This is a genomic window from Sphingomonas sp. HF-S4 (assembly GCF_032911445.1).
Taxonomy (GTDB): domain Bacteria; phylum Pseudomonadota; class Alphaproteobacteria; order Sphingomonadales; family Sphingomonadaceae; genus Sphingomonas; species Sphingomonas agrestis.
In genome coordinates this window covers 1585617-1610153 of sequence record NZ_JAWJEJ010000001.1, presented here as the reverse complement: position 1 = coordinate 1610153, position 24537 = coordinate 1585617, and the positions used below count along the sequence as shown (strand labels likewise).

The 24537-nt window shown below is 65.0% G+C and carries 27 protein-coding genes; 16 read left to right on the top strand and 11 right to left on the bottom strand.

Going from position 1 to position 24537, the window contains the following annotated elements:
* Positions 1-4 precede the first annotated feature (4 nt).
* From RZN05_RS06955 to RZN05_RS06940, 4 genes are all read left to right on the top strand, one after another.
* Positions 5-433 (top strand): hypothetical protein, encoded by a 429-nt coding sequence (locus RZN05_RS06955; protein ID WP_317225891.1) that lies wholly within the window; start codon positions 5-7, stop codon positions 431-433.
* 17 nt (positions 434-450) lie between these two features.
* A complete protein-coding gene (gene carB / locus RZN05_RS06950; RefSeq protein WP_317225890.1) occupies positions 451-3777 on the top strand; it encodes a carbamoyl-phosphate synthase large subunit in 3327 nt (1108 codons plus the stop codon).
* Between the two features lie 306 nt (positions 3778-4083).
* Positions 4084-4560: a transcription elongation factor GreA gene (gene greA, locus RZN05_RS06945; protein WP_317225889.1), complete on the top strand. Its 477-nt coding sequence runs from the start codon at positions 4084-4086 to the stop codon at positions 4558-4560.
* Positions 4561-4568: 8 nt separating this feature from the next.
* Positions 4569-5195 (top strand): rhomboid family intramembrane serine protease, encoded by a 627-nt coding sequence (locus tag RZN05_RS06940; RefSeq protein WP_317225888.1) that lies wholly within the window; start codon positions 4569-4571, stop codon positions 5193-5195.
* A 109-nt stretch (positions 5196-5304) separates the two neighbouring features.
* On the opposite strand, the gene RZN05_RS06935 is transcribed toward RZN05_RS06940, so the two are convergent.
* The 5 genes from RZN05_RS06935 to RZN05_RS06915 all read right to left on the bottom strand — a co-directional run bounded on the left by RZN05_RS06935 (position 5305) and on the right by RZN05_RS06915 (position 7143).
* Positions 5305-5529 (bottom strand): DUF4170 domain-containing protein, encoded by a 225-nt coding sequence (locus RZN05_RS06935; protein WP_317225887.1) that lies wholly within the window; start codon positions 5527-5529, stop codon positions 5305-5307.
* A gap of 75 nt (positions 5530-5604) precedes the next feature.
* Positions 5605-5943, bottom strand: a complete 339-nt coding sequence (locus RZN05_RS06930; protein ID WP_317225886.1) for a hypothetical protein — start codon at positions 5941-5943, stop codon at positions 5605-5607.
* Complete coding sequence (locus RZN05_RS06925; protein WP_317225885.1) at positions 5940-6287, bottom strand: hypothetical protein; 348 nt, start codon at positions 6285-6287, stop codon at positions 5940-5942. The genes RZN05_RS06930 and RZN05_RS06925 overlap by 4 nt, the downstream gene beginning before the upstream one ends.
* Positions 6284-6625: a phage holin family protein gene (locus RZN05_RS06920; protein ID WP_317225884.1), complete on the bottom strand. Its 342-nt coding sequence runs from the start codon at positions 6623-6625 to the stop codon at positions 6284-6286. Before RZN05_RS06920 ends, RZN05_RS06925 begins: the two co-directional genes overlap by 4 nt.
* 14 nt (positions 6626-6639) lie before the next feature.
* Positions 6640-7143 (bottom strand): hypothetical protein, encoded by a 504-nt coding sequence (locus RZN05_RS06915; RefSeq protein WP_317225883.1) that lies wholly within the window; start codon positions 7141-7143, stop codon positions 6640-6642.
* Positions 7144-7292: 149 nt separating this feature from the next.
* Between RZN05_RS06915 and eno the strand changes: the two genes are divergently transcribed.
* From eno to RZN05_RS06895, 4 genes are all read left to right on the top strand, one after another.
* Entirely contained in the window at positions 7293-8567 is a 1275-nt protein-coding gene (eno, locus tag RZN05_RS06910; protein WP_317225882.1) for a phosphopyruvate hydratase, read from the top strand.
* Between the two features lie 107 nt (positions 8568-8674).
* The gene (locus RZN05_RS06905) at positions 8675-8992 is read left to right on the top strand and encodes an FtsB family cell division protein (protein ID WP_317225881.1); all 318 of its coding nucleotides are present in this window, start codon (positions 8675-8677) and stop codon (positions 8990-8992) included.
* 206 nt (positions 8993-9198) lie between these two features.
* The gene (gene pdhA / locus RZN05_RS06900) at positions 9199-10248 is read left to right on the top strand and encodes a pyruvate dehydrogenase (acetyl-transferring) E1 component subunit alpha (RefSeq protein ID WP_317225880.1); all 1050 of its coding nucleotides are present in this window, start codon (positions 9199-9201) and stop codon (positions 10246-10248) included.
* Position 10249: 1 nt separating this feature from the next.
* Positions 10250-11656 carry a pyruvate dehydrogenase complex E1 component subunit beta gene (locus tag RZN05_RS06895; protein WP_317225879.1) on the top strand — a complete coding sequence of 469 codons (1407 nt, stop codon included), beginning with the start codon at positions 10250-10252 and terminating at the stop codon, positions 11654-11656.
* 75 nt (positions 11657-11731) lie between these two features.
* Here RZN05_RS06895 and RZN05_RS06890 read toward each other — a convergent pair whose 3' ends face one another.
* Genes RZN05_RS06890 through RZN05_RS06880 form a run of 3 tightly spaced genes read right to left on the bottom strand, consistent with a single transcriptional unit; the run spans position 11732 to position 15095 of the window.
* Positions 11732-12418: a TadE/TadG family type IV pilus assembly protein gene (locus tag RZN05_RS06890; RefSeq protein ID WP_317225878.1), complete on the bottom strand. Its 687-nt coding sequence runs from the start codon at positions 12416-12418 to the stop codon at positions 11732-11734.
* Positions 12415-13029, bottom strand: a complete 615-nt coding sequence (locus RZN05_RS06885) for a TadE/TadG family type IV pilus assembly protein (protein ID WP_317225877.1) — start codon at positions 13027-13029, stop codon at positions 12415-12417. Before RZN05_RS06885 ends, RZN05_RS06890 begins: the two co-directional genes overlap by 4 nt.
* Entirely contained in the window at positions 13029-15095 is a 2067-nt protein-coding gene (locus tag RZN05_RS06880) for a TadE/TadG family type IV pilus assembly protein (RefSeq protein WP_317225876.1), read from the bottom strand. The genes RZN05_RS06885 and RZN05_RS06880 overlap by 1 nt, the downstream gene beginning before the upstream one ends.
* A 114-nt stretch (positions 15096-15209) precedes the next feature.
* On the opposite strand from RZN05_RS06880, the gene RZN05_RS06875 reads away from it, so the two are divergent.
* Positions 15210-15869, top strand: coding sequence for a squalene/phytoene synthase family protein (locus RZN05_RS06875; RefSeq protein WP_317225875.1), 660 nt, complete (start codon positions 15210-15212; stop codon positions 15867-15869).
* Positions 15870-15931: 62 nt separating this feature from the next.
* Positions 15932-16408 carry an EF-hand domain-containing protein gene (locus RZN05_RS06870; RefSeq protein ID WP_317225874.1) on the top strand — a complete coding sequence of 159 codons (477 nt, stop codon included), beginning with the start codon at positions 15932-15934 and terminating at the stop codon, positions 16406-16408.
* Here RZN05_RS06870 and trmFO read toward each other — a convergent pair.
* Entirely contained in the window at positions 16405-17718 is a 1314-nt protein-coding gene (gene trmFO / locus RZN05_RS06865) for a methylenetetrahydrofolate--tRNA-(uracil(54)-C(5))-methyltransferase (FADH(2)-oxidizing) TrmFO (RefSeq protein ID WP_317225873.1), read from the bottom strand. The genes RZN05_RS06870 and trmFO overlap by 4 nt on opposite strands.
* Before the next feature lie 65 nt (positions 17719-17783).
* Between trmFO and RZN05_RS06860 the strand changes: the two genes are divergently transcribed.
* The 3 genes from RZN05_RS06860 to RZN05_RS06850 are packed head-to-tail and all read left to right on the top strand — an operon-like array spanning position 17784 to position 19237.
* Positions 17784-18428 (top strand): lysoplasmalogenase family protein, encoded by a 645-nt coding sequence (locus RZN05_RS06860; RefSeq protein ID WP_317225872.1) that lies wholly within the window; start codon positions 17784-17786, stop codon positions 18426-18428.
* Positions 18403-18834 carry a DUF488 domain-containing protein gene (locus RZN05_RS06855; RefSeq protein ID WP_317225871.1) on the top strand — a complete coding sequence of 144 codons (432 nt, stop codon included), beginning with the start codon at positions 18403-18405 and terminating at the stop codon, positions 18832-18834. The genes RZN05_RS06860 and RZN05_RS06855 overlap by 26 nt, the downstream gene beginning before the upstream one ends.
* Positions 18835-18850: 16 nt before the next feature.
* Positions 18851-19237: a VOC family protein gene (locus tag RZN05_RS06850; RefSeq protein ID WP_317225870.1), complete on the top strand. Its 387-nt coding sequence runs from the start codon at positions 18851-18853 to the stop codon at positions 19235-19237.
* Positions 19238-19461: 224 nt separating this feature from the next.
* On the opposite strand, the gene RZN05_RS06845 is transcribed toward RZN05_RS06850, so the two are convergent.
* Positions 19462-20064: a hypothetical protein gene (locus RZN05_RS06845; RefSeq protein ID WP_317225869.1), complete on the bottom strand. Its 603-nt coding sequence runs from the start codon at positions 20062-20064 to the stop codon at positions 19462-19464.
* Positions 20065-20452: 388 nt separating this feature from the next.
* Between RZN05_RS06845 and RZN05_RS06840 the strand changes: the two genes are divergently transcribed.
* The 3 genes from RZN05_RS06840 (at position 20453) to RZN05_RS06830 (ending at position 22921) form a co-directional block, all read left to right on the top strand.
* Positions 20453-21412 carry a DUF6615 family protein gene (locus RZN05_RS06840; RefSeq protein WP_317225868.1) on the top strand — a complete coding sequence of 320 codons (960 nt, stop codon included), beginning with the start codon at positions 20453-20455 and terminating at the stop codon, positions 21410-21412.
* A 296-nt stretch (positions 21413-21708) separates the two neighbouring features.
* Complete coding sequence (locus RZN05_RS06835; RefSeq protein WP_317225867.1) at positions 21709-22200, top strand: hypothetical protein; 492 nt, start codon at positions 21709-21711, stop codon at positions 22198-22200.
* Positions 22166-22921 carry a hypothetical protein gene (locus tag RZN05_RS06830; protein WP_317225866.1) on the top strand — a complete coding sequence of 252 codons (756 nt, stop codon included), beginning with the start codon at positions 22166-22168 and terminating at the stop codon, positions 22919-22921. The genes RZN05_RS06835 and RZN05_RS06830 overlap by 35 nt, the downstream gene beginning before the upstream one ends.
* Positions 22922-23066: 145 nt before the next feature.
* Here RZN05_RS06830 and RZN05_RS06825 read toward each other — a convergent pair whose 3' ends face one another.
* Positions 23067-24431, bottom strand: a complete 1365-nt coding sequence (locus RZN05_RS06825; protein WP_317227580.1) for a class II 3-deoxy-7-phosphoheptulonate synthase — start codon at positions 24429-24431, stop codon at positions 23067-23069.
* Positions 24432-24537: the final 106 nt, after the last annotated feature.

The window sequence follows — 24537 nt, the reverse complement described above, 5'->3', positions numbered from 1 at the left end:
TGCTGTGATCAAGTGCAATATTGGGTTGCTCAGCGCCACGATGGCTGCCGCGTTGTTTTCAACAACGGCCTACGCGACGGATATTCAGGTCAGCGTGAACGAAACCGGCTCTTCCTGCGTCACCAAATATCTCTTTATGGTCGAATTCGAACATGCGGAGAAGCCGGGCAGTCCGATGTATCGCATTGCGCGTGAAGCGGCCCGCTTTGCCAAGCCCAATGCGTTGCGACTGGATCCCAGCCGGGGTCTGGAAAGCATGATGATCGATCTGCGCGACGTCACCGACAAGCGCAAGTTTATGGCATATCTCAAAGCGATCCCCGAGGACCATTGGTCGGATTTCGATCTTTTCACGGCCGAGACTCTTCAGGCCGAATGGTTCGACGAGACCTATCCGGGGAACGTCGTCGAAATCTCCAAGATCCGTTGCTGAAAGCGATTCCGAACTAGATGCCCAAACGCACCGACATCTCCTCCATCCTCGTCATCGGCGCCGGTCCGATCGTCATCGGTCAGGCCTGCGAGTTCGACTATTCGGGCACGCAGGCGATCAAGGCGCTCAAGGAAGAGGGCTATCGTATCGTCCTGGTCAATTCGAACCCGGCGACGATCATGACCGATCCCGAGCTCGCCGACGCGACCTATGTCGAGCCGATCACCCCGGCGATCGTCGCCAAGATCATCGAGAAGGAGCGCCCCGATGCGGTGCTGCCGACGATGGGCGGGCAGACTGCGCTCAACACCGCGCTGGCACTCGCCAATGACGGCACGCTGGAGAAGTTCGGCTGCATCATGATCGGTGCGGATGCCGAGGCGATCGACAAGGCCGAGGACCGGCTGAAGTTCAAGGATGCGATGACCAAGATCGGGCTCGAAAGCGCCCGCTCGGCGATCGCGCATAGCGAGGCCGAGGCGCTGGCGGCGCTCGAGCATGTCGGGCTGCCGGCGATCATCCGCCCGAGCTTCACGATGGGCGGATCGGGCGGCGGCATCGCGTATAATCGCGAGGAATTCATCGCGATCGTGCGCAGCGGGCTCGACCTGTCGCCGACCACCGAAGTGCTGATCGAGGAATCGCTGCTCGGCTGGAAGGAATATGAGATGGAGGTGGTCCGCGACCGCGCGGACAACGCCATCATCATCTGCAGCATCGAGAATATCGACGCGATGGGCACGCATACCGGCGACTCGATCACCGTCGCCCCAGCGCTGACGCTGACCGACAAGGAATACCAGATCATGCGTAATGCATCGATCGCGGTGCTCCGGGAAATCGGCGTCGAAACCGGCGGTTCGAACGTGCAGTTCGCAGTCAATCCGAAGGACGGTCGCTTGATCGTCATCGAGATGAACCCGCGCGTATCGCGCTCGTCGGCGCTGGCTTCCAAGGCTACCGGCTTCCCGATCGCCAAGGTCGCGGCCAAGCTGGCGGTGGGCTACACGCTCGACGAGATCATGAACGACATCACCGGGGCGACCCCGGCGAGCTTCGAGCCGACGATCGATTACGTCGTTACCAAGATCCCGCGCTTCGCGTTCGAGAAGTTCAAGGGCGCCGAGGCGACGCTCGGCACGGCAATGAAGTCGGTGGGCGAGGTCATGGCGATCGGCCGCAACATCCACGAATCGATGCAGAAGGCGCTGCGGGGGCTGGAAACCGGGCTGAGCGGCTTCAACCAGGTCGACCGGCTGGCCGGCGCGCCGCGCGACGTGATCGAGGCGGCGCTGGCGGTGCGCTCGCCCGACCGGCTGCTGATCGCCGCGCAGGCGCTGCGCGAGGGCTTCACCGTCGCCGAGGTGCAGGCGCTGACGGCGTATGACCCGTGGTTCCTCGAGCGGATCGCGGAGATCGTCGCGGCGGAGGAGACGGTGTGCCGCGGCGGTCTGCCGCAGGACGCGGCGGGGATGCGCAAGCTCAAGTCGATGGGCTTCAGCGACAAGCGCCTTGCCTATCTCGCGCTCAAGTCCATGAACATGCGGGAGGGCACCGCCGCGATGGCACGCAGTTCGGGGCTGATCGGCGAAGTCGCGAAGATGATGACCGGCGGCGTGACCGAGGCCGACGTCCGCGCGCATCGGCAGAAACTGGGCGTGCGCCCGGTGTTCAAGCGGATCGACACCTGCGCGGCGGAGTTCGACGCCAAGACGCCGTACATGTACTCAACCTACGAGGCGCCGAGCTTCGGCGAGCCCGAGAACGAGTCCAATCCCACCGATCGCAAGAAGGTGGTGATCCTCGGCGGCGGGCCGAACCGGATCGGGCAGGGGATCGAGTTCGACTATTGCTGCTGCCATGCCTGCTTCGCGCTGGCGGATGCGGGCTATGAGACGATCATGGTCAACTGCAACCCCGAGACGGTGAGCACCGACTATGACACGTCGGACCGGCTCTATTTCGAGCCGCTCACGGCCGAGGACGTGCTCGAGATCCTAGAGGTCGAGAAGTCGAACGGCGAGCTGCTGGGCGTGATCGTCCAGTTCGGCGGGCAGACGCCGCTCAACCTCGCCAAGGCGCTCGAGGATGCAGGGATCCCGATTCTGGGCACCTCGCCCGACGCGATCGACCTCGCCGAGGACCGCGAGCGCTTCGCCGACCTGGTCGCGAAGCTGGAGCTCAAGCAGCCGGCCAACGGCCTCGCGCGCAGCCGCGACGAGGCGGTGGCGGCGGCCGAGCGGATCGGCTTCCCGGTGCTGATGCGGCCGAGCTACGTGCTCGGCGGGCGGGCGATGGAGATCGTCGATACGCTCCAGCAGCTCGACGATTATATCCAGACCGCAGTGCAGGTCTCCGGGGACTCGCCGGTGCTGATCGACCAGTATCTGCGCGATGCGATCGAGGTGGACGTGGATGCCATTGCCGATGGCGACGACGTCGTGGTCGCCGGCGTGCTCCAGCATATCGAGGAAGCCGGGGTCCATTCGGGCGACAGCGCCTGCTCGATCCCGCCCTATTCGCTGTCGGCGGAGATCGTCGCCGAGATCGAGAAGCAGACCGAGGCATTGGCGCGCGCGCTCAAGGTCAAGGGGCTGATGAACATCCAGTTCGCGGTCAAGGACGGCGAGGTCTACCTGATCGAAGTCAATCCGCGCGCCAGCCGCACGGTGCCGTTCGTCGCCAAGGCGATCGGGACGCCGATCGCCAAGATCGCCAGCCGGGTGATGGCCGGCGAGAAGCTCAAGGACCTGCCCAAGATCGATCGCGACATCGACTATATCGCAGTCAAGGAAGCGGTGTTCCCCTGGGCGCGCTTCCCCGGGGTCGATCCGGTGCTCTCACCCGAAATGAAGTCCACCGGGGAAGTGATGGGGATCGATAGCGATTTCGCCACTGCCTTTGCCAAGGCGCAGCTCGGGGCGGGGACGGTGCTGCCAGCGTCGGGCACGCTGTTCGTCAGCGTCAAGGACAGCGACAAGCCGGTGGTCCTGCCCGGCGTGAAGATCCTCGCCGGGCTCGGCTTCGGGATCGTCGCGACCGGCGGAACCGCCGACTATCTCGAGGCCGCGGGCATCGCGGTCGAGCGCGTCAACAAGGTGGCGCAGGGCCGGCCGCACATCGTCGACCGGATTGCGGACGGCGGCATCGCGCTGATCTTCAATACCACCGAAGGCTGGCAGTCGCTCAAGGACTCGTCGAGCATCCGCGCGACCGCGATGGGGCAGAAGATTCCGTATTACACCACCGCGCCGGCGAGCGTGGCGGCGGCGCGGGCGATCGAGGCGATGGGCGAACGCAGCCTCGACGTGAAGCCGCTACAGGCATTCTACGCCGGGCGATAGATACGCGACCTTCAAGTCCCCCTCCCGCTTGCGGGAGGGGTTAGGGAGGGGGCCATGGGGAGGATCTTTCCGACCCATTCACGTCAGGCCCTCCCCCCGACCCTTCCCGCAAGCGGGAGGGGAACGGCTGCGGCAGGCGTCACGCCCTGTAACGAATTGCGGCGGCAATCGGGCGGGCGCTTGATGTTTGGCCCTCGCAGTCTTATTATTCGCAATCGCACAATTGATCTCCCCCAACTGATGTTAATGTGCGGGCGTGCCCTTTGTGGGACGCTTGGGGACCGAGGCGTTTGAAGGACGAGTGGAATGGCTACGGTCGAAAAGATGCCGATGCTCCAGGAAGGGTATGAGAAGCTCAGCACCGAGCTGAAGCGCCTCAAGGCCGAGCGCCCGCTGATCGTCGATGCGATCGAGGAAGCGCGCGCGCACGGCGACCTCTCGGAAAACGCCGAATATCACGCCGCCAAGGAGCAGCAGGGCCAGAACGAGGCCACCATCTCGGATATCGAGGGCAAGCTGAGCCGCGCCCAGATCATCGACCCGAAGGACCTTTCGGGCGACAAGGTCGTGTTCGGCGCGACGGTGACGCTGCTCGACGAGGACGACAAGCCGATCCGCTATCAGATCGTCGGCGAGACTGAGGCGGATGCGAGCAAGGGCCGCATCTCGTACAATTCGCCGATCGGCCGCGCGCTGATCGGACGGAAGGTCGACGAGGAAGTCGAGGTCTCGGTGCCCGCGGGCGACCGTTACTATCTGGTCTCCAAAGTCGAATTCATCTGAGAGCCGCGATGCGCCGGAGCACGGCGACTGCAGCCCTGATCCTGCTGACGGTGGCAGTGAGCCTCGTCGTCACGCTGGGTGGCGGCGACGGCTATGCCGCGAGCATGCGTGCGGGGTTCATCCCGGCGCGGCTTAGCGGGATCGAGACCGACTATCTCGCCGTGCCGGCGCTGCTGACCCCGCTGAGCTGCACCTTGCTCCATGCCGGGCTGCTCCATCTGGCGATGAACATGCTGATGCTGGGTTTCACCGGGCGCGAGACCGAGCGCGCGGTGGGGCCGTGGGGCGTTTTGGTGCTGTACGTCGTCGGGGCCTATGCCGCGGCGTTCGCGCAATGGCTGCCCGATCCGCAATCGGTGACGCCGATGATCGGCGCGAGCGGCGCGGCGTCAGCGGTGGTCGGGGCCTATTCGCTGTTGTTCGGGCGTTCGCGCGCGCAGGCGATCGGGCCGATCCCGGCACAGGTGGTTCATGTCGCCTGGCTCGCGGTGGCGTGGACCGTGGTCAATCTGATGATCGCCTATGCGTTTCTCGGCGCCGGTGTCGCGGTGGCGGCGGCGGCGCATATCGGCGGGTTCTTCGCCGGGCTGGCGCTGGCGCGGCCGCTGCTGATGTGGCGCTGGCGGCGGGCTTAGAGCGCTACCGTTCGCCCTGAGCTTGTCGAAGGGCAGGTCCTTCTACGCCAAGAAAGAACAGGGCTTCGACAAGCTCAGCCCGGACGGGGGAGCCGTTCGGGATGGAGCCTCAAGCGGACTTTTCGAGATCGGGCTCGAGCAGGCGGTGGAGGTGGACGACGACATAGCGCATCTCGGCGTCGTCGACGGTGCGCTGCGCGGCAGCGCGCCAGGCCTTTTCGGCGGCGGCGTAATCGGGGAACACGCCGACGACGTCGAGCTTGGACGGATCGGCGAAATCGAGCGTCTGGGGGTCGGTCACGCGACCACCGAAGACGAGGTGCAGCTTGCTCATGGATACTCCTGGGGAGAGCGGTTCGGCGCTGCCCTTACCGGGCAAAGCCTTAACCGCTCAACCCCGAACTGATCCTTAGGCCTTTTGTCCCGCGCCCTTGGCCGCATCGAGGATGTTGCCGAACAGCGCGGTGACCTTCTCCTTGGTGGCGTCGCGGCCGGGGAGCAGCGAGTCGAACTCGGCCTTGCCGGCGTCCTTCACCGCCTGCGCGGTGGTGGTAACGCGGTCGGCGAGCTGGCGGCCGACCGGCGCGAGCAATTCGCGCTCCTTGGCGGCGCGGGGCAGCAGCACGCCGACCAGTGCGCCAAGGGCGACGCCGCCGACGAGCAGCGCGACCGGATTGTCGCCGATGCCTGCGCCGCTGGTTTCGCGCGTAGCTGTGCCGGACGGGGCGGTGCTGTTGGCGGTGGTCATTTGGAAGGTCCTTTCTTCGCGGGCTTCGCGGATGTCTTCTTGTTCAAACCATCGGCGGCGGGGGCGGTTTCATTGCGCCGGCGCAGCAGGTCGCCGATCCAGCCGCGCGCGAAGACGAGGCCGACGGTTCCGGCGATCGCCGCGGCAGCGACGGGACGCGAGCGAACCGCCTCGGCGCCCTTGCGCGCCGTCGAGGCGATGCCCTGCGCGGCAGTCTCGACGGCGTCCTGGGCGAGATTGGCGGGCTTGAGGCGCTGCTGGACTTCGCCGAGCGTGGCGAACAGTCGCGCGCGGGAAGCACGGACATGGGCTTCTGCGGCCACGAGTTGGGGATCGCTGCTCATGACTCGCCGCCGAACAGGCGCTGGATATGCCGATAGGCCAGCCAGCCCAGCAGGCCCGACAAGGCCAGCGCGCCGACGATCACGATCAACGTCGCCCAGCCGGGACCGACCAGCGGTGCGAGGCTGAGGATCAGCCCGACGAGCAGCGCAGTGACCGAGCAGAGCGCGATCACCAGCGCCGCAGCGCCGAGCACCAGCCCGGCCTTCGCCTCGCCAAGCTTGCTCGCCGCGAGCGTGCGGTAATAGCCGAGTTCGGCGCGGGCATAGGCCTTGCCGTCTTCGGCCAGCCGCCCGATCAGCGCGCCGATGCTCTCTTCCTGGACTTCCGGTTCGGCCACCCCCCGCTATCCCGTCAGGCGTCGCTGGTTTCGGAAGCTGCATCGACCCCCGACTTGATCAGCCGGGCGAGGACGAAGCCCACCGCGGCAGCGGCACCGACCGCGATCACCGGGCTCTTCTTCACCAGCTCGGTGGCGTCGGTGATCAGGTCGTCGACTTCCTTGCCGCGCAGCGAGTCAGCGAAGCTCGAGATGCCCTGCGCCGCGGAACGGGCATATTTGCCATATTCCTCGCCGAGCCGCGCATCGACGTCGAGCGCCGCGCCCTCGAACATCTTGGCGACCTCGTCGAGCGCGTTGGTCGCCTTTTCCTTGCCCTGGCCGGCATATTCGCGGGCGCGATCGGCTGCCTGGGTGCCGAGCTTGGACGCTTCGTCCTTGAGCTGCTGGGTCGCGCCGGGCTTGGCGCTGGCGCCTTCGTCGAAGCGGATCGCGGGATTGTCGCTGCCGGTCGTGCTCTCGATCGCGGGATCGGGGGTGGTGCCGCTCGGGGTGTTGGAATTCTTCGCGTCAGCCATGGCATGGGCCCTTTCTGTGTATCACCGCAGAGAACCAAGCCCGATTGCGCCGGTTCCATCCTCTGCGTTGCCCGGGGGCGTGCAAGCGGTTAGAGGCTCGCGCGCGCCTTCGGGCAATCCCGATCGTTCCTAAGTAGGGAGACCATTACGTGACCGCAATCATCGACATCCACGCCCGCCAGATCCTCGACAGCCGGGGCAATCCCACCGTGGAGGTCGATGTGCTGCTCGAAGACGGCAGCTTCGGCCGCGCCGCAGTGCCCTCGGGCGCTTCCACCGGCGCGCATGAGGCGGTCGAGAAGCGCGACGGCGACAAGTCGCGCTGGCTCGGCAAGGGCGTCGAAGCGGCAGTCCAGGCGGTCAATGGCGAGATCGCGGAGGAAGTGCTCGGGCTCGACGCCGAGGACCAGGCCGACCTCGACCGCGCGATGATCGAATTGGACGGCACCGAGAACAAGGGGCGGCTCGGCGCCAACGCGATCCTGGGCGTCAGCCTTGCCGCGGCCAAGGCGGCCGCCGATGCGCGCGGGCTGCCGCTCTATCGCTATGTCGGCGGCGTTAACGCGCACCTGCTGCCGGTGCCGATGATGAACATCATCAATGGCGGCGAGCATGCCGACAACCCGATCGACTTCCAGGAATTCATGATCGTGCCGGTCGGCGCGGAGAACATCGTCGAGGCGGTGCGCTGCGGCTCGGAGATCTTCCACACGCTCAAGAAGAAGCTGCACGAGAAGGGCCTGGCGACCGGCGTCGGCGACGAGGGCGGCTTCGCACCGAACATCGCCAGCACCACCGAGGCGCTCGACTTCATCATGAGCAGCATCGAGGCGGCGGGCTACAAGCCGGGCGACGACGTGATGCTCGCGCTGGATTGCGCCGCAACCGAATATTATCGTGACGGCGCGTACAAGATGGTGGGCGAGGGCAAGACCTTCAGCTCGGCCGAGAATGCCGGCTTTCTCGCCGATCTCGCCGCCAAATACCCGATCTTCTCGATCGAGGACGGCATGGCCGAGGACGACTGGGAGGGCTGGAAGGCACTCACCGACGCGATCGGCGACAAGGTCCAGCTGGTCGGCGACGATCTGTTCGTGACCAACCCCAAGCGGCTCCAGCGCGGCATCGACGGCGGCTATGCCAACTCGCTGCTGGTCAAGGTCAATCAGATCGGCACGCTGACCGAGACGCTCGAAGCGGTGAGCCTGGCGCAGCGCTCGCGCTACACCGCGGTGATGTCGCACCGCTCGGGCGAGACCGAGGACGCGACGATCGCCGACCTGGCGGTCGCGACCAATTGTGGGCAGATCAAGACCGGCTCGCTGGCGCGTTCGGACCGGCTCGCCAAGTACAACCAGCTGATCCGCATCGAGGAAGAACTCGGCGACGCCGCGCGCTATGCCGGCCGCTCGGTGCTGAAGTAAGCCGATTCCCCTCCCGCTCGCGGGAGGGGAGCAATCGCGGCGTGCTTCCCGCCTTACGTGAAAGTGCGACCTTGCCTAACGAACGTGGTTACGCGAGAATCAACACCATGGCGCGTACCTCTCCGATCCGTACCTTGCTTCGCCGCGCGGGCCTTCCCGCCGCGGTGCTGATCGCCATGGGCTTTTTCGGCTACAATGCCGTGCTCGGGCCCACCGGCGTCGTCGCGGCCAAGGAGTTCAAGGCCGAGGCGGCGGTGAAGGACAAGGAATATGCCGCGCTCGCCAAGAAGCGCGCCGAGCTCAAGAACCGCGTCGACCTGCTCGATCCCAAGCGCGGTGCCGATCCCGACATGGTCGACGAGCTGGTGCGCAAGCAGCTCAACGTCGCGCGCCCCGACGAAGTGATCGTCCCCCTCGACAAGTAAATGGATGGACAGGGCGGAGCCGCTCCGTGCGACCGGGGCGGTCGAGTCGTGCCTGGCGTTCTTGCAGGGGCGCGAGGCCGTTCGCTTTGTTACACTTCGTTGCCGCGCGGGGACCGGCACCCCCGCATTGCGCGTTGACGTTGCGTCCCGGCCATTAACGCGCTTATAGGCGCCCCATTCACCTCCCCCGGGCATGAGGATTTCCTGTGGCCAAAGCACCGGCACGAAAAGCGTCCACCGAACCTGCGGTACCGAACCGCGAACGACCGAACGAACCAGAGCGGTACAGCGCCTCCAAGGAGGAGCTGCTCGAATTCTACAAGCAGATGCTGCTGATCCGCCGCTTCGAGGAGAAGGCTGGGCAGCTTTACGGCCTCGGCTTCATCGGCGGCTTCTGCCACCTCTATATCGGCCAGGAGGCCGTTGCGGTCGGCCTGCAATCGGCGCTGGACGGGGACAAGGATTCGGTGATCACCGGGTATCGCGACCATGGCCACATGCTGGCCTATGGCATCGATCCCAAGGTGATCATGGCCGAGCTGACCGGGCGCGGCGCGGGCATCAGCCGCGGCAAGGGCGGCTCGATGCACATGTTCTCGACCGAGAAGAAGTTCTACGGCGGGCACGGCATAGTCGGCGCACAGGTCTCGCTCGGCACCGGCCTCGCCTTTGCGCACAAATATAACGAGGACGGCGGCGTCGCGATGGCCTATTTCGGCGATGGCGCGTCGAACCAGGGGCAGGTCTACGAATCGTTCAACATGGCCGAGCTCTGGAAGCTCCCGATCATCTATGTGATCGAGAACAACCAGTACGCCATGGGCACGAGCGTCAATCGCTCCTCGTCCGAGGACCAGCTCTACAAGCGCGGCGAAAGCTTCCGCATCCCGGGCATCCAGGTCGACGGCATGGACGTACTCGCCTGCCGTGGTGCGGCCGAAGAGGCGCTGGCCTGGGTCCGCGCGGGCAAGGGCCCGATCATCCTCGAGATGAAGACCTATCGCTATCGCGGCCACTCGATGTCCGACCCGGCCAAGTATCGCAGCCGCGAGGAAGTCCAGTCGGTTCGCGACAAGTCAGACCCGATCGAGGCGGTCAAGCGCGAGCTCGACACGCTCGGCGTCAAGGAAGACGAGCTCAAGGCGCTCGAGCAGGAAATCCGCAAGGTGGTGAACGAATCCGCCGATTTCGCCGAGCAGACCCCCGAACCCGACCCCGCGGAACTATACACCGACGTGCTGGTGGAGACCTATTGAGATGGCGATCGAACTCAAGATGCCGGCACTCTCGCCGACCATGGAAGAGGGCACGCTCGCCAAGTGGCTCGTCAAGGAAGGCGATGTCGTGAAGTCCGGCGACATCCTCGCCGAGATCGAGACCGACAAGGCGACGATGGAATTCGAAGCCGTCGACGAAGGCACGATCGCCTCGATCGTGATCGCCGAGGGCACCGACAACGTGAAGGTCGGCACCGTGATCGCGACGATCGCCGCCGAGGGCGAGGACGCGTCCTCGCCGGCGCCGGCGCCCAAGGCCGAGGCTCCCGCCGCCGAAAAGGCGCCCGAGCGCGAGCTCGGCAGCGAGGATGGCGGCCCCAAGAAGGCCGACAGCGGTACCAAGCAGCTCGCCAGCGACAAGGCGGCGACCGTCGCCGATCCCGCGATCCCCGCGGGCACCGAGATGGTCAAGACCACCGTCCGCGAAGCGCTGCGCGACGCGATGGCCGAGGAAATGCGCAAGGACGAGCGCGTCTTCGTGATCGGCGAGGAAGTCGCCGAATACCAGGGCGCGTACAAGGTCACCCAGGGCCTGCTCGAGGAGTTCGGCGCCAAGCGCGTCATCGACACGCCGATCACCGAATACGGCTTTGCCGGCGTCGGCACTGGCGCGGCGATGGGCGGCCTCAAGCCGATCGTCGAGTTCATGACGTTCAACTTCGCGATGCAGGCGATCGACCACATCATCAATTCGGCTGCGAAGACCAACTACATGTCCGGTGGCCAGATGCGGTGCCCGATCGTGTTCCGCGGTCCCAACGGCGCGGCGTCGCGCGTCGGTGCACAGCACTCGCAGAACTATGGCCCGTGGTACGCCTCGGTGCCGGGCCTGATCGTGATCGCGCCCTATGACGCGGCCGATGCCAAGGGGCTGCTCAAGGCGGCGATCCGCAGCGAGGATCCGGTCGTGTTCCTCGAGAACGAGCTGATGTACGGCCGCCACTTCGAAGTGCCCAAGCTCGACGATTACGTCCTGCCGATCGGCAAGGCGCGGATCGTCCGCGAGGGCAAGGACGTGACGATCGTGTCCTATTCGATCGGCGTCGGCGTCGCGCTCGAAGCCGCCGAGACGCTGGCGGGCGAGGGCGTGGAGGCGGAGGTCATCGACCTGCGCACGCTGCGCCCGCTCGACACCGCGACGGTGCTCGAGAGCCTCAAGAAGACCAATCGCATGGTCGTGGTCGAGGAAGGCTGGCCGGTCTGCTCGATCGCGTCGGAGATCATCGCGGTGGCGATGGAACAGGGCTTCGACGATCTCGACGCCCCGGTGCTGCGCGTCACCAATGAGGACGTGCCGCTGCCCTACGCCGCCAATCTCGAGAAGCTCGCGCTGGTCGATGCCGCGCGGGTGGTGACGGCGGTGAAGAAGGTCACCTACAAGGGGTGAGTCTCACCTCGAATTCGAATGCCAAAAGGCCGGGGGAAACCCCGGCCTTTTTCTTTCCGTTGCTGAGCGTGCCTGTCAGCAGGTGGACGCAGTGACGCCGGCGACCTTGTACACGCCGTTGGGATGCTGCGGCGTGGGATTGTTGTTCCCATTGGCCAGCTTGCTGTCGTCGCTCGTATCGCGCCGGTCGCGGACCATCATCGATGCGATCTCGTCCATCTCCGTCGAGGGCGATAGCGAGGTCTTCACCAACGGTTGATACTCGTAATAGACCTCGACGAACATCGTTACGCCATCTGCCGGGGCGGTGATCTGCGGGGCGGGGCCCATGCCCGTGAGATTGTCGGCGCCAGCTGCCCCATAGCGCGAGGCGTGGCCCGTCTTGGCTCCTCCGCAACGTTGCCAGCGGATACGATACTTGCCAGCATTGTTCGGATCTGGCTCGAGTGAGGAGATGATCACGCGTCCGCGCGTCATCAGGCCCAACTCGCCAGCCTGCATCCCGGAACCGATCAGCAGGTCGTTGATGTCGGCTTCAGAAATTTTCTTGGCTTCGAGCTGGCTTCCCGATCCGATCCGCGCCGCATTGTCCGCCACCTGGAGCGCAATCTGACTGACTCGCATGCGCGTAATGATATAGTTGGTCAATTCCGCGCCGGCGAGCGACATGGTCAGGAAGATCGGCAAGGAGAAGGCGAACTCGAGCAACGCCAGGCCGCGCTGATCGCCAGCCAGCCGATGCATCAAGGATCGGATGGTCATGTGCAGTTCCCCACCTTCGGCGTGCCATAGGTGCTTTGCTCCGCATATGGCTGGTTTCGCAGGACGGTCTCTGCACTCACCTTGGTCGTGTCCGATCCGCCGATTATCTTGTAGATCGGAAAGAAGCGCGGATAGCTCACGTTGACGGTGTAGACGGTCGAGTCACGCGCGCCGCCCTGTCCGCCATCGCCGCCATCGGCGTCCCATCTGTTATTGAGGTTGCGATCGACATAGGGTTCGCCCTCGTCGCACTTGCCGTTGCTGTTGCTGTCGGTCCAACCTTCCGCCAGTGCCGCGGAGGCATCGGTGAAAGTGCGATAGTAGCGGCGCTTGATCTCGATCGTCGCGTTGCTGGCGAGCGTCGCCACCCGTTCCTTGATCTTGTTGTCTATGATCAAGAGCTGGGCGGCGCTGCTCCCGGTTTCCAAAGCGGAGTCGCGCGCCGCTTTTTGCAGTTCCCCCTGGAGTACGGCGCGCATGTAGAGAGTGTGACCGACATCGAATGCGCCAAAAAGCAGCATGCCAACGACCGGCGCAATGATTGCGAATTCGACGATCGTCGAACCGTGCTCGTCTGCATGCAGCCGAGACAGGAATGATCGCCGCACCATCAGTTGGTCAGCCTGAGCGCGGAGATCTGATTGGCGATCGATCGGAATGCGGTCAGCAGGGTCGGCTTGTCGGGCGCATCAAAGAAGTAGGTTGTCGAGGTTGCGCAATTCTTCATGCGCGTCTTGGTCGCCTGATCGACGTCGGTGCCGAAAGAGATGACCCACAAGGTGACCGCCACCTTGTCATTCTGATCCCGCAGGTTCTTGATCGACGTGCAAAGCGCAGCGAAACGCATGTCTACCTGATCGTCGAGCTCGTCCTTTGAAGGGACATTGTTCGGGTCGGTCTGGCGGCGGTCGAACCAAGGGAGACCGTAAGCGGCGTAGTCGGTCGCGTTGGCATTGGTAGTGCCGTCGGTCATAAAGACGATGTGGCGTTCTATCTCGCCCCCTCCCGGAGTGAGTGCGTTTTCCGATGCGAACAAGCCGGTCGGCGAAATCAGCCGCGCACCCCAGAGCAGCCCGATATCGTGATAGGTCGCCCCCGATGCAGTAAGATCATCGACATAGTCTTCGAAATCCGGCGCGTTCCACACGTCGAGCTTATGTGCCGCGCTGGGGCACGAGGAGCTCACGTTGTTCTTGTAATTCGTGGAGGTGACGCTCTGGTTCGTTGACCAATCCGTCGTCGTCGTGCTGCCCGTAGTGGTGGCGTTTCGAAGCCAGACAAGGCCGGGCAGCGCAGGCCGCCAACGCTGCGCGTCGCTACTCGGCACCAAATTGATGTCGAGATCGAAAGCGCTATTGGGGATCGAGCTGAAGCTGGTCTGGCGGACCGTGTCCGCCTCTTCGATGCAGCCCGCCCAAGAGATCGTCTTCGGCTTGTATCCGTCAGCCAGGCGAAGCTGAAACGAATTGTTCCAGTTCGAGCCGTTTTTCAGACCTACTATGGACTGCGGAAACTGACCATATCGCCAGGTCGGCGTTGCGACGCCTGCATCGTTGCGCGTGTAATAGGTCGTCGTCGTTCCGGGCACGGTACGGGTATCGTAGCGACACTTGCCCGACGAAAAGCTGTCATACGAGTACTGGGTTTTGATGATCGGCTGATCCACCTTGTACGTCACGGTGCGTACGCCATCATTTTCGCTTACGCTTAGCTGTGTCGTGGTTGATGCGCCGTTGTTCGTAGGCGTCGAATCCGCCCGAGGATTGGCGCAGGCGCTCGCCTTGCTGGCCGATACCTCAAAGCCCTTGTCGGTCCACCCGCTCGCATTACCCCATTTCGTCTCAGTAGAGGTTGCCGAAGGGGTTCCATTCTTCGGATAATCCCAGCTCACCGATTCCAGCTTGCGGGTCTGATAGAGCGGATTGTCTTGAAAATATTCGGATGGAAGCAGCCGTCCGACATTCACGTTGGTGGAATAGGGCACGAAGCCAAAGCGGATCTGCGAAAGACTGCCGACGCCGCCGGACGGATCGTCGCCGCAATCCGCGGTGGTAGCGAGCCGCGAAACGATCTCGTAAAAGCACTTCACCGCATAGCGAAGGTTCTGCATCTTCGAATCGCCAGCTGCCAGACAGGTGGCGTCGCACGACTTGCCGTTCGCCTTAGATGCCATCGATCCGGTCGTATCCAATACGAACATCACATCGGTATTGGGCAATCGCATATCCGCCTGACACGAGACCGTGAGCGTCTCTGAGGTCCGGCCGAAGATCCTCATCAGCGTCATCGGTACGATGGCGCTCGCGGTGCCGGTGACCTTGCCGGCACTCTCGGTGAAGCTCCGAGTGGGGTTGGTCCCGCCATAGGCATTCTCGTCGAAGTTCGAGTCGAAGAATTGGTTGGCGGTAGTCCGAGGGTAGTTGGCGACGCCTTTGACCGTTTGAGTCCAGTTGCCACCGCCCATTGCCTTGCGGCCAGCCAGCGCGCCGGCGTCGCAACCGTGTTGCAGCCGCGTCTTGACGATGTACATGCGGCTGATGTCGATGCCGCCGCCTACCATGCCTGCCAGAGGAATAATCGCCATCGCCATGATGGCGAGCGTGTTGGCGCGGGTATCGCGGGCGAACCTCGCGAGGAATCCCTTTGCCAGCGCCAAATCCTGCCGATTGCCCACCATTTTCTTGATCCCGGTCCCCGATCAACGCGGCATCCTGCCGCACGCACAGCTAACGCCCTTTAAATCCCGCTGGTTAACGTTGCGCTTATGGATACGGAGATGACCGTAGCGGGCATGCCCGTAGCGAACCCCGAGCGTGCGCTGGCGCTGTCCTATGCGCCGATGGAGGCGCGCGGTGCGCTCGAGGCGCTGCTGGCGCTCGACGATGCGCTGGCGCTGCTGCTGCGCACGACGCGCGAGCCGGCGCTGGGTCAGTTGCGACTGGCGTGGTGGCGCGAGGCGCTGGCCAGGCTCGACCGCGAAGCTGCGCCGGCCGAGCCCGTGCTGACGGCGATTGCAGGCGAGGTGCTGACAAGGGGCGTGCGCGGCGAGGCGCTGGTGCCGATCGTGCATGGCTGGGAAGTGCTGATCGAGGAAGAGGTGCTAGACCGCGCGGCATTGCAGCGCTTCGGCGAGGGGCGCGGGCAATTATTCGTGGCCGCCGGGGCTGCCGTGGGCGCTTCTCCGGGGGATCCGCTGTTGGCGGCGGGGCAGGGCTGGGCGCTGGCCGATTTGTCGCGCAACCTGCGCGGGAGTGCGGAAGCCGAGTCGGCACAGGTGCTGGCGGTGCCATTGCTCGATGAAGCAGCCGCCGGACGCTGGAGCCGCAACGGCCGGGCGCTGGGTGCGCTGGTGCATCTGGCGCGGCTGGACCTGCGGGCGGAGGGGGAGCCGCCGGTTGGCGCGCCGCATCGCGTGGGGCGGCTGCTCTGGCACCGGTTGACCGGCCGCTAGGGGCTTGTCAGCCGCCGCAGGAAGCGTAGCCTGTGCGCTTCGACGATCGGGGGAGACCTTCGATGTGGCGCTATTTTGCAGGGGCGGGCGCGGCGTTGTTGCTGGCGTTCGCGGGAATGTTCCTGTTTCGCGGCTCGGCCGCGTCGGAGTCGATCCTCCCGACTGCGCCGGCAGCACGCGCGGCGGCGCTGGCGCCAGAGGAGGCGCTGCCCGCGGAAGCGCCTGCCGCGAGCGCCAAGACCCGCGAGCAGAAACGCTTCGATCGCTACGACAAGGACCGCAACGACGCGGTGACGCGTGACGAATATCTGCTGTCGCGCCGGAAAGCGTTTGCAAAGCTCGATATCAATCGCGACGGCAGGCTCGATTTCGAGGAATGGGCGCTGAAGACCACCACCAAGTTCGCCGGGGCCGACGCCGACCGGTCGGGCGCGCTTAGCCGCACCGAGTTCGCCAGCACCGCGCCCAAGCCGCGGGCGGGTGCCAAGCCCAAATGCGTGTGCCCTGCCGCTCCTGCGAAGGAAGAGGCCGAGGACTAGGCAGGCGCCCAGCCTCGAAACGCTTCGCGGGCGCGGCTCGTGTACATCAGCTTGCGGTCGGCCTTCTTGGTGCGGCCCTCGATCGGCGGGAACAGCCCGAAATTGACGTTCATCGGCTGGTAGGTCTCGACCTCGGCCTCGCCTGTGATGTGGGCGAGCAGCGCGCCGAGCGCGGTTTCGCGCGGCGGGGCGGGCAGCGTCGTGCCGGTCAATTCGGCGGCGGCGAAGCGCCCCGCGAGCAGCCCGATCGCGGCGCTCTCGATATAGCCTTCGCACCCGGTGATCTGGCCGGCGAAGCGGATGTTGGGACGTGCCTTCAATCGCAGGGTCGAGTCGAGCAGCTCGGGCGACTTGATGAAGGTGTTGCGGTGGAGACCGCCGAGCCGGGCGAACTCGGCGTTCTCGAGCCCGGGGATCGTGCGGAACAGCTCGACCTGGGCGGCATATTTGAGCTTGGTCTGGAAGCCGACCAGGTTCCACAGCGTGCCCGAGGCATTGTCCTGGCGGAGCTGGACCACGGCATAGGGCCAGCGCCCGGTGCGCGGATCGTCGAGCCCCACGCCCTTCATCGGGCCATAGCGCAGCGTGTCGACGCCGCGCTCGGCCATCACTTCGATGGGCATGCAGCCTTCGAAATAGGGGACGTCTTCCCACTCGCGAAACTCGGTCTTCTCGCCGGCGAGGAGCCCGGCGTGGAAGGCGAGATACTGCTCCTTCGACATCGGGCAGTTGATATAGTCCTTGCCCTCGCCCTTGTTCCACCGCGACTGATACCAGGCGGTTTCGAAGTCGATGCTCTCGAAATGGACGATCGGTGCGATGGCGTCGAAAAAGGCGAGCGCTTCTTTGCCGGTGGCGGTGCCGATGCGCTCGGCGAGGCCGGGGGCAGTGAGCGGGCCGGTGGCAACGATCGTCAGGCCCTCCGACGGCAGCTGGTCGACGCGCTCGCGGACGATGGTGATGTTGGGATGCGCTTCGAGCGCGGCGGTGACGCCGGCAGAGAAGCCGTCGCGATCGACCGCCAGCGCCGACCCGGCGGGGACTTTGTGGATGTCGCCCTGGCTGAGGATGAGCGAGCCGAGGTCGCGCATTTCCTGATGGAGCAGGCCGACGGCGTTGCGTTCGGCATCGTCGCTGCGGAAGCTGTTCGAGCAGACCAGCTCGGCGAGGTGATCGGTGTGGTGGGCGGGAGTCTTCTCGCCCGAGCCGCGCATTTCGGAGAGCTTGACCTTGTGGCCGGCCTGAGCAAGCTGCCAGGCGGCTTCGGAGCCGGCGAGGCCGCCGCCGATGATGTGGATGTCGTGAGTCATTGGCGGTGCCGATAGCGCCATGCGCGGCGCATGACAAAGGCGGCGACTGCGGTATGCTCGGCGGCATGCATGCCCGCACCGCCCGCCCGCTGCTCCTGCTCGCGCTGATCGCGGGGGCGAGCTTCACCGCCACGCACTGGATCGCCGTGCCGCTGGCCGCGAGTGCGGCGTGGAAGGGCGCCGGGGTCGGGCTGCTCGCGGCGTGGGCGGCGGCGCAGGCGCGGACCGCCGACGGGTGGCTGATCGCCGGGGCGCTGGGGCTGTACGCGCTGGGCGACGTGCTGCTCGAGACGCATGGGCTGACCACCGGGGCAGTCGCCTTCCTGGCCGGGCATCTCGTCGCCGCGGGCTTATACCTGCGCAACCGGAGCGGGCCGCTCTGGCAGGCGGGAGTGATCGCGCTCGCGGTGACCGCGATTTCCTGGGCATTGCCTGCGGACCGCGGCGCGGCGCCGGGAATCGCGCTGTACGCCGCCGGACTGGGGGCGATGTTCGGGACCGCCGCCGTCAGCCGGTTTCCGCTCGGCGTGGCGATGGGGGCGGCGTTGTTCGTCTTTTCGGACCTCCTCATCTTCGGGCAGCTTGGGCCATTGGCGACCTCGGCGCTGCCGGGGCTGTTGATCTGGCCGACCTATTTCGCCGGCCAGGCGTTGATCGCCTGGGGCGTGGTGCGGAGTGTGAGCCATGAAAATCTACACGATCGGCTATGAGGCGACGACGATGGCCGAGTTCGTCGCGGCGCTCCACAAGGCGGGAGTCGAGCGGGTGATCGACGTGCGCGCGCTGCCGCTCTCCCGGCGGCCGGGCTTCTCCAAGAACATCCTCGCCGCCAGCCTGCGCGACGAAGGCATCGACTATGTCCATTTGAAGAATCTCGGCACGCCCAAGCCGGGGCGCGACGCGGCCAAGAAGGGCGATGTCGCCACGCTGGAGGCCGTGTACGACGCGCAGCTCGGGCTGCCGGAGGCCCAGGCCGAGGCGGCGAAGATGCGCGCGCTCGCGGCGGAGAAGCCGAGCGCCTTGCTCTGCTACGAACGCAACCCGGAGCATTGCCACCGCACGCTGCTGCTCGACGCCGAGGGCGAAGGCGCGCACGTGATCGACCTCTATCCCTGACCAGGAAGGACGCAATATGATCGACCATGTCGGCTTCTCGATCTCCGACCTTGCCCGCGCCGAGGCCTTCTACGCCGCCGCGCTGGCGCCGCTCGGCATGGCCGAAGTGATGCGCGTCAGGCCCGAACAGGCCGGGAGCAGCGTCACCCGGATCGGCTATGGCAGCGACCACCCGTATTTCTGGATCGCCGACGACGCGCAGGTCTCGCACGGCACCCATGTCGCCTTCGGCGCCGCCGACCGCGCGCAGGTCGACGCGTTCCACCTGGCGGCGCTGGCGGCGGGCGGCACCGACAACGGCCCGCCGGGCATCCGCGCGCACTATCACTCCAATTACTATGCCGCGTTCGTCCGCGACCCCGACGGCAACAATATCGAAGCGGTGTGCCAGCGGCCCGAATGACGGGCAAAAAGGCGGGGCGGCCGGAGCCGCCCCGTAGTTCGGGGAGAGCCGGCGCGGCAGGAGGGGACCCTGCGCCGGCAGCGGCTGCGCTAGGGGCGCGGCGTTACAACCATGTGTCAGTTTGTTGCAGTGCGCCCGGTCGCGCGACCGGCTGTAGGAGATGCGCGGCGTAACTTCGCACTTTGCGCACTTTTTCATTCCGAAAGTTGCGCGCGCGCGCACGATTAGAGCAGCCTGATCCGCGGGCCGGTTGCGGTGTCGCGCGGCGGGCGGAGGGGGCTGGGACGCGGCGTCTCGGGCGGCGGAAGCGGCGGGCGTTGCGCCTGCGCCATCTCGCGGCGGACGCGCTCGTTGGCGCGCATCTCGGCCATGTCGCGCAGGCGCTTGCGCCCCCAGCGGCGCTCGGCATGCGATTCGGGCGGGCCGGTGAGCGTCGAGGAGACGCGCAGCACGGCGAGCGCGAGCCGCTCGTCGAACCAGGTGCGCGTGCCGATGATCCGGCCGCGGTGGATCACCGGCACCTGCTGGGGCTCGGTGAGGCTGCGCAGCGCATGACCGAGCGCAGCCTCGCGCGCGCGGTCCATCGCGGTGTCCCAGGCCTGGGCAAAGGGATGGTCGAAGGGAATCCGGCCCAGCAGGTGATAGGCCGAGCGCGGGCTCATCCCCACCGACGCCGCGGCGATGCGCACCACCCCGGTGCGCGCGAGGATGGCGATGAACGCGATCTGCCGCTCGGGCGACCACCCGTTCCGCCGCACCCGCGCGAGCGCGACGGGGGTGAAAAGGAGGAGGGGATCGGGGCCTTCCGGATCTTCGAGGTGTTCCATGCTGCTTGTCCTGTGCGCGAACAAATAGGGAACAATAGCATATAACAACGTTGTAGGAAATATCGGTTTGGCGCCCAATATCGGCCGTTGAGCTGATCCCATCGCTGGCTCCAAAGCCGCAATTCATTTGTCATGGTAGAGGGCCGAGACTCTTGGCGCTTTTCTGCACTTCTAGCTGACCAACATCCGCCGTTGCCCGACGCCTCGCTGGCATCCGCGCAGGCAGCGGGCACGGAGTGGTGGAGGCGCTTTGTCAAGACGCTGAACCTGCGAGTGAAATTCGGGCCGCCCCAAGAACGAGGTCTCCGAGTATGTCGAGCCGCCGGTTGCTCGTGGCGTAGGCTGATCCCGGCGCAATCAATGCCAGTTTGCATCCGGGCGGCAGATAGTGTCCGCTGCGCGAGCCGCCAGCGTCTGCGAAAAGGGGGATGGATTGCCGATCGCACCAGTCTTCACATCGCCGTGCGATCTAGCCTCGCGCCTGCCGGCGATGATCGCCGAGTTTCTCGATGTCGAGAAACATCTTAAGCGGCGCTTTCGCGAGGACAGTATCACCGACATCCTCATCGCCTCGCTGCTGTCGCTGCCCGGCAATGACGTCGTGGTGCAGACACCGTCCGAGGCGAAGACCGGCGGCGATTTCGACTTGGTCATAGTCGCCCCCGCGAGTGAGGACGCCGTCCAGTTCCGCGTTCAGGCAAAGCGGCTCACGCCTCATGCAAATGACTGGACGACCGGGTCCTATGTCGAACTCTCGCATCCGCATAACAGCGGGATCCAATCGCGACTGCTAGTGAGCGGTGTAGGCCGGGAGTCCCTTCCAACTATTCCCCTCTACGCCTTCTACAACCCGGCGCATGTCTGCGCTGCCTCGGGTGACACGGTAACAGGCATCGAGCTGGCGAGCGGCTGGGAAATCCGGGAGCGTGTCAAGGCAATGGTCAAGATCAAGCCCAAGCGCCTGCCCTACAAGCGGATAGGCTCGCTGCAGCCGCTCTTCTTTCCACTGTCGACGATCCTTTGTCCACCGCGACCGGTCGGCGCCCCGGCAATCCCGTTGCCGACCGAAGTCCGCAGCGCAGTCGAGGAGGCCATCGAGATGCGAAGCGCGCTGGCGGGCTTTGGCCAGACGCTGCGCATACTTGCGCCGCCCCAAGTTCAAAGTCTGGCGGGGCCGGATGGGGGCCGGCGCCGGCGGTCCGATGCGGTGCCGCGCGATCTGCGCGCGCGGCAGCTTCCGGCAATCATCCGGACCGCGATCGAGCGTCGCGACGAACGGATTGTGCCAGCGCGCGTCAAGCGCCCGCGAGTGATCCTCATCGCCGAAGACAATCCTTCCGAAACTTAGTTTCGCGACGCCAGACCAATCTTGGAACCGGGCCACTCCGCTGTGTAGGCTGCTCGCTTTGCATGATTGCGGGACGGCGCCGGGCCGCTTATCAAAGTTCAAGCGCTGGACGCCAAGCCGCTCGTTTGACAAGACCTAGCTAAGCACTTCCAAAAGCGTGCTTCATTTAGACGCGCGTGTCTCAATACGCCCAATGTGCGCGAAGAAGGAACATTTACGCCCCATTCTTGACTTTACAGCTTACGAACCCATCTTCCCTCCGACCGCTGGGGCAGCGGCATACAGGGGGATGCATCATGACAGCGAAGGTTCGTATTAAAGCTGGACCGGTCGAGTTTGAGTACGAGGGAGAGACTGAACTTGGTGTCTCCGACATCAAGGACCTGTTCACGCACATCGAAACGCTCTTCAAGGTGCCGATTCTTGCGGAGGTTCCGGAAAGTCATTCACCGGCGGTACCGCCTGCGTCCAATCCACCCGCTGGTGCTGTGCCGGCCCAGAAGCTGCACATTAATAGCATCGCAACCAAGCTGAAAGCCAAGACTGGTCCAGAGGTAGCTGAAGCTGCTGCCGCTGCGCTTCAGATTTACGAGAATAAGCATACGTTCAACCGAGCTGAATTGCTTGATATGATGAAGAAAGCCAACATGCACTTCAAGGATAGTATGACTGGGAACCTGAGCAAAATTTTGGCCGCACTGGTCGGTTCGAAGTTCAATCAGGTTAGCGACGGGGTGTATTCGTTGACTGCGGATGCATATCAGTCGTTGGAAGCGCAGCTTGCTTGAACCGTCCGGGCTGAAGGACTGGCTGCATCGCGATCTACCAGTTCGCGATAAGCTCCTGCTAATCTTGGCCACGTTCGATCAGCCAGTACAACTTGCGGATATGCGAACCCGGTCCGAAGAGGCAGGCTTTAAGATTCCAAAAAGGTGGAACATTTCCGATGTGCTGGGTCGTAGCGGCGGATTGGGCATCCGTGTTCCGTCAGGATGGGAGCTTACCGATACAGGCAAGAATCACCTCCGTAACCTGGGGGTCGATTCAGTTAGTCCAGCAGCGATGCAGGTTGCGGCAGACCTCCGCAAGCATTTGGACAACGTGCAGAATGTGACCACACGCGCGTTCGTCGAGGAGGCCATTAAGTGCCATGAGGCGAAGCTGTATCGGTCAGCCATCGTCATGTCTTGGGTTGCTGCGGTGGACGTGCTCTATCGTGAGGTGGTCGCCAATCACCTCGCCGCTTTCAATGCGGAGGCTCAAAAGACCAACGCTAAATGGAAGGCGGCAGTCAATGAGGACGGCCTCGCGAAGATGCAGGAGGCCGATTTTCTCGACCGTCTGGTGCCGATTGGCGTTGTCGGTAAGAACGTTAAGGAGGAACTGGCGAAGGCGTTGAAACTGCGGAACGGGTGTGGTCATCCCAACAGCCTCAAGATCGGACCCAATATGGTGGCGAGCCATATCGAAACGCTAATTCTGAACGTCTTCGAGCAGTTCCCAGCCTAATCGCTCCTGAAGGCGCAGAGTCGAAAATTCGCGCCATCGATAAAGCGGCTCGTTCACACCGCGCAGGTCGAGAGGCGACTGGCTGGTTCCTCAGGCGGGCATCCGTAACCGGCCAGTCAGCGAGCGGCCTAAATTCTGTCCCCACCTACGCCGCCTTCCGTCGCTCCGCCATCTCGTCATTCAACATCTCCGCCAGCAGAAACGCCAGCTCCAGCGACTGCCCCGCGTTCAGCCGCGGGTCGCAATGCGTGTGATACCGGTCGGCCAGCGCCTGCTCTGTCACGTCGATCGCGCCGCCGGTGCATTCGGTGACGTTTTGTCCCGTCATCTCGGCGTGGATGCCGCCGGCGAAGGTGCCCTCGGCGCGGTGGACGGCGAAGAAGCCGCGGACTTCGGCGAGGATGCGCTCGAAGGGGCGGGTCTTGTAGCCGTTGGCGGCCTTGACGACGTTGCCGTGCATCGGGTCGCAGCTCCACACCACCGGATGCCCCTCGCGCTTGACCGCGCGGACCAGGGCCGGGAGGCCCTTTTCGATCTTGTCGTGGCCATAGCGGGTGATCAGCGTCATGCGGCCCGGGACGCGGGCGGGGTTTAGCGTGTCGAGCAGGCGCAGCAGGGCGTCGGGCTCGAGGCTGGGGCCGCACTTCATCCCGATCGGATTGCCGATGCCGCGCAGGAACTCGACATGCGCGCTGCCCTCGAAGCGGGTGCGGTCGCCGATCCACAGGAAATGGGCCGAGGTGTCGTACCAGTCGCCGGTGAGGCTGTCCTGCCGGGTGAGCGCCTGCTCATAAGGGAGGAGCAGTGCCTCGTGGCTGGTGTAGAATTGGGTGCCCTTCAATTGGGGGACGGTGTCGGGGTTGATCCCGCACGCCTCCATGAAATCGAGCGACTCGCCGATGCGATCGGCGACGGCGGCGAACTTCTTCGACCACGGGCTGCGGCCCATGAAGTCGAGCGTCCATTTGTGGACCTGGTGGAGATTGGCATAGCCGCCGGTGGCGAAGGCGCGCAGCAGGTTGAGCGTCGCGGCGGACTGGCTGTAGCCCTGGACCATGCGCTGCGGGTCGGGGATGCGCGACGCCGCGGTGAAGGCGATGTCGTTGACGTTGTCGCCGCGGTAGCTGGGCAGCTCGACGCCGTCGATCGTCTCGGTATCGGCGCTGCGCGGCTTGGCGAACTGGCCGGCCATGCGGCCGAGCTTCACTGTCGGCAGCTTCGACGCGAAGGTGAGGACGACCGCCATCTGGAGGATGACGCGGAAGGTGTCGCGGATGTTGTTGGGGTGGAACTCGGCGAAGCTCTCGGCACAGTCGCCGCCCTGGAGGAGGAAGGCCTCGCCACGCGAGACCTTGGCGAGCTCGGTGGTGAGCTCGCGCGCCTCGCCGGCGAAGACGAGCGGGGGGAAGTTGGCGATCTGCGCAGTGGCGGCGTTGAGCGCGGCTTGATCGGGGTAAGTCGGGAGCTGGCGCGCTTCGGCCTGCGTCCAGCTGTCAGGGGTCCAGCCCATGGCTTGCTCCAGGTTGCGGACGGGCACGTACCAGTCCTGGTGATGGGCGATGCCGTTGGCGGCGATCTGGTTGAGAACGGCGGGGGAGGCGCGCTTGCCGTCTTCC

Bases quoted from the DNA above. Each gene is read 5' to 3' on its own strand.
- carB (WP_317225890.1), top strand. From the start codon at position 451: ATGCCCAAACGCACCGACATCTCCTCCATCCTCGTCATCGGCGCCGGT.
- greA (WP_317225889.1), top strand. From the start codon at position 4,084: ATGGCTACGGTCGAAAAGATGCCGATGCTCCAGGAAGGGTATGAGAAG.
- RZN05_RS06940 (WP_317225888.1), top strand. From the start codon at position 4,569: ATGCGCCGGAGCACGGCGACTGCAGCCCTGATCCTGCTGACGGTGGCA.
- RZN05_RS06935 (WP_317225887.1), bottom strand. From the start codon at position 5,529: ATGAGCAAGCTGCACCTCGTCTTCGGTGGTCGCGTGACCGACCCCCAG.
- RZN05_RS06930 (WP_317225886.1), bottom strand. From the start codon at position 5,943: ATGACCACCGCCAACAGCACCGCCCCGTCCGGCACAGCTACGCGCGAA.
- RZN05_RS06925 (WP_317225885.1), bottom strand. From the start codon at position 6,287: ATGAGCAGCGATCCCCAACTCGTGGCCGCAGAAGCCCATGTCCGTGCT.
- RZN05_RS06915 (WP_317225883.1), bottom strand. From the start codon at position 7,143: ATGGCTGACGCGAAGAATTCCAACACCCCGAGCGGCACCACCCCCGAT.
- RZN05_RS06905 (WP_317225881.1), top strand. From the start codon at position 8,675: ATGGCGCGTACCTCTCCGATCCGTACCTTGCTTCGCCGCGCGGGCCTT.
- RZN05_RS06895 (WP_317225879.1), top strand. From the start codon at position 10,250: ATGGCGATCGAACTCAAGATGCCGGCACTCTCGCCGACCATGGAAGAG.
- RZN05_RS06890 (WP_317225878.1), bottom strand. From the start codon at position 12,418: ATGACCATCCGATCCTTGATGCATCGGCTGGCTGGCGATCAGCGCGGC.
- RZN05_RS06885 (WP_317225877.1), bottom strand. From the start codon at position 13,029: ATGGTGCGGCGATCATTCCTGTCTCGGCTGCATGCAGACGAGCACGGT.
- RZN05_RS06880 (WP_317225876.1), bottom strand. From the start codon at position 15,095: ATGGTGGGCAATCGGCAGGATTTGGCGCTGGCAAAGGGATTCCTCGCG.
- RZN05_RS06875 (WP_317225875.1), top strand. From the start codon at position 15,210: ATGCCCGTAGCGAACCCCGAGCGTGCGCTGGCGCTGTCCTATGCGCCG.
- RZN05_RS06870 (WP_317225874.1), top strand. From the start codon at position 15,932: ATGTGGCGCTATTTTGCAGGGGCGGGCGCGGCGTTGTTGCTGGCGTTC.
- trmFO (WP_317225873.1), bottom strand. From the start codon at position 17,718: ATGACTCACGACATCCACATCATCGGCGGCGGCCTCGCCGGCTCCGAA.
- RZN05_RS06860 (WP_317225872.1), top strand. From the start codon at position 17,784: ATGCATGCCCGCACCGCCCGCCCGCTGCTCCTGCTCGCGCTGATCGCG.
- RZN05_RS06855 (WP_317225871.1), top strand. From the start codon at position 18,403: ATGAAAATCTACACGATCGGCTATGAGGCGACGACGATGGCCGAGTTC.
- RZN05_RS06850 (WP_317225870.1), top strand. From the start codon at position 18,851: ATGATCGACCATGTCGGCTTCTCGATCTCCGACCTTGCCCGCGCCGAG.
- RZN05_RS06845 (WP_317225869.1), bottom strand. From the start codon at position 20,064: ATGGAACACCTCGAAGATCCGGAAGGCCCCGATCCCCTCCTCCTTTTC.
- RZN05_RS06835 (WP_317225867.1), top strand. From the start codon at position 21,709: ATGACAGCGAAGGTTCGTATTAAAGCTGGACCGGTCGAGTTTGAGTAC.
- RZN05_RS06830 (WP_317225866.1), top strand. From the start codon at position 22,166: ATGCATATCAGTCGTTGGAAGCGCAGCTTGCTTGAACCGTCCGGGCTG.
- RZN05_RS06825 (WP_317227580.1), bottom strand. From the start codon at position 24,431: ATGGGCTGGACCCCTGACAGCTGGACGCAGGCCGAAGCGCGCCAGCTC.